The organism is Nocardiopsis alkaliphila YIM 80379, assembly GCF_000341005.1.
In the GTDB taxonomy this organism is placed as follows: domain Bacteria; phylum Actinomycetota; class Actinomycetes; order Streptosporangiales; family Streptosporangiaceae; genus Nocardiopsis; species Nocardiopsis alkaliphila.
Genome location: NZ_ANBD01000194.1, coordinates 1 through 3,018, shown reverse-complemented (window position 1 = coordinate 3,018; position 3,018 = coordinate 1). Strand labels below are relative to the sequence as shown.

The 3,018-nt window shown below is 68.4% G+C and carries 1 protein-coding gene and 1 pseudogene; both read right to left on the bottom strand.

Annotated elements, in window-relative coordinates; genetic code table 11:
- Window positions 1-166: 166 nt before the first annotated feature.
- A complete protein-coding gene (locus tag D472_RS0124270; RefSeq protein ID WP_017607024.1) occupies window positions 167-2,242 on the bottom strand; it encodes a glycosyltransferase in 2,076 nt (691 codons plus the stop codon).
- A 167-nt stretch (window positions 2,243-2,409) separates the two neighbouring features.
- Window positions 2,410-3,018, bottom strand: a pseudogene (locus tag D472_RS0124265) (glycosyltransferase family 2 protein); the annotation flags it as partial.

The window sequence follows — 3,018 nt, the reverse complement described above, 5'->3', positions numbered from 1 at the left end:
GTCCACTCCCCCAAAGCCGGAACCGACAACACGGCGTAGTCATTACGATGGATTCGAGGTTGTGCGCCGGGTCGGCCCTGTCGTGGAACGGCCCCGGTCAAGGAGATGTTCTCGGTCAGCGGGCTGGGACCCTCGTTCTTGTACGCAGAGGTGTTGTCGGCGGTGGTCAACGGTGACCTCCCATGCTGGTCGATGAGTCCGTGGTTCCGGGAACGTCGAGCCGGCCCGGACCTACGGAGCCGGAGCGGACCGGCTCCTTTGTCCTGTTCGGTCCTCCCAGCGGCTCGGGAGCGCCTTCCAACAGCGCGCTGGGACGCCACCCGGACCATTGCCGGCTGTTACGGCGCAGGAAGTACCCCATGTCGGCGCTCCAGGTGTGGCCCTCCCCCGCACGCCGCAGCAGGTACCCCAATCCGTGAGTGCGATAGATGCGCCCCCCGGAACGGCGCACGGCCAGCAACAACTGGCTGTCGATCGCCCGTGGCAATGGTCGGAACCCACCGATGTCCACGAGTACGGAACGATCGATGACGATCGTGCTGCCCACCACGTCCGGGGAGGGCTTCTCCGTCTGGTAACTGCGCCACACCGTCAGGTCCAGTTCCTGTAGGTAGACCAGGTCCTGCGTGATCCCGACGAGGTCGGCCGAGGCGTACCGCCGGGCCATGAGCATGTCGGCGAGGTGGTCGGGGCCGTACCAGTCGTCGTCGTCCCACTTGGCGATGACGGTTCCGCAGGCGCGATCGACGGCGTCGTTGAGGACCGCGCCGAACACCTGGTCGGCCGGGGCCTCGTGAACCGCGACGTGGAGTCCTCTGGCCGTGAAATCTCTCAGGGCCGATCGCACCTCGGGCAGATCTGCGGTGAACCCGTGGAGGGCCAGTACCAGTTCGAAGCGCACTCCTCGTTGCCGGGCGACCTGGGCGAGCGCGAAGCCGATCAGCTCCGGTCGGCGGGTACAGAGCATGACCGTGACCAAGGGCTCCGGTGGGACGGGCACCCCGGCGCGCGCGGCCAGGGCCCGCCAGCGGACCGACGTGGAATGAGTACCCAGGGCGGCTCGCCGCAGACGGACGCTGTGCTCCTCACGGGTGAGCGGATCCGCCAACTCCTCTTCCTCCACCGAGGTGAGCAGATCGACCAGGTCGGGCCCCAGGTTCGCGGCCCAACCCGGAACCGGTCCGCTCACCAGGGGCACCCCGGAGGCGGCCAATGAGGCGACGGTGCGTACTGCGGTGAGCGGCCCGGAGTGCCCGGACCAGTCCACCCGGACTCCGCGCAGATAGCGTGCCCGCCCGATGTCCAGGTCGGTGACGGTGCCGTCCTCTGGCACCGTGAACAGGACCTTTCTTCCTTGGACGAGAGAGGCTCGGTCGCCGTGTGCGGTGAGGTCGCCCATGGGGCCGTCGGCCTTCTTGGTGAAACCGATCGGGTTGACGGTGTACTCGTCGATGGGCGGCACCAGGTGCTGGTCCGCGGCCACGACCTGGTGTGGGACCTGTGAAGTGATCGAGGACCAAGAGTGCGCTGCGGTGGTGGCCACGTCCAGGTGCGGAACGACGGGGTCCTCCCAAGGGGGAAGATCCCCCTCCCCAGTGCGCAGGACCATATCGGCCACGGGCGAGACCCGGCGCAGGGGAACGGGACCGGTGGCGCTCACCCCCGTGGAGGCGATGTCACCGGGACGCCACAGGGCCCCTTGGACTCCGTGGACGGCGGTCAAAGGGACCGAACGGCGGCCACGTCGTCCCCCACGTGCTCCGTGCAGAACGCAGTCGAGCGCCAGAGCGGTCTCGACGGAGTCGGGAAAGAACAGTTCACAGATCCAGCCCCGTTTACCCAGACGGCGCACCCGGGCTTCGAGGAGGGCGTTCCACTCGTCGATACCGGGCGGCGCGGGAAGCAGTGGCCCCTGGTGGGCCGGAGTGTCCACGACCGCCACGAGCAGGTGCACGGTGCGCGGCAGGGCGGTGGCGGTGGTCAAGACCCTCCGCAGGTCGGTGAGGCTGGCGGCCACGATGACGACCAGGCCGGCGGTGACGATGGACCGCTCGCCGTCGGCCTCGAGGACTTCCATCGGATCGCCCGAGCAGTGAGCGTCCAGGTCGACGAGTCGGTCATCGGGGCGCAGCCGCAGGGCGGCGAGCGCGCGCCGGGTCGTGGTGTGTTCTCCGGTGTGGCACAGGATCGCGGGTTCCTCACCGCGGATGTGCAGCGCCTGACGGACGACTGAGGTGATCATCGGGCAACCTCGGGCGTGCTGGGCGAAAAGGACACCCGCCGAAACGGGACACACCCAGAGTGTCACATTGCCCACTTTAAGTAACTTTCGTGGGTGGGTGTGTCGCCTTCCTGGAAATATCTGAAGTGAGCCACGGTGTCGTCATCCGTGGCCCACCTGGGAACGTTTCAGCGCGCGATGCGGCGCAGGACCCTGCGAACCAGCCCGGGGGTGAACCAGCGCAGCTTGCGTTCGGCCCGCTGGGCACGCGCCCGCAACCGGTCGACCTCGGTCAGGGCCTTGTCCAACCGCCGTTGGAGCACCTCCGGACGGGCCGGTGAGGCGTCCTCGTCCCCTTCTGGCGCGGCGACGAAGCCCTCCCCGGGCATCCAGTGGGTTCCGTGGGTCTGCTCCACCACACGGTCCAGTTCCTTGCCCCGGGCCTGAGGGACCAGGTGCCGGGCCCGGGCGTAGGCGCAGGTCCGTTCCAGACGCAACACACCTTCGCCCGCACGGAGCGCTCCGGGAAGCGGCGCACACAACAACCCGGCCTCCCGCCGATCGATCTCCTTGATCAGGTCGGCCACGGCCGTGTCGGTCAGGATCGGCCCCGCCGACGGGTACAGGCGAAACGGCACCCGCGCGTCGATCCGAGGAACCGATTCCACGAACCGCACCCGTGGATCACCCCGGAAGCTCTCCTGAACCAATCGGAGGTCCAGCGACTCCTCGTCCAAGGGCGCACGACGGCCCTCGTGCAGCCTCGACCACGGTCCCACCATCCACAAACGCAGATC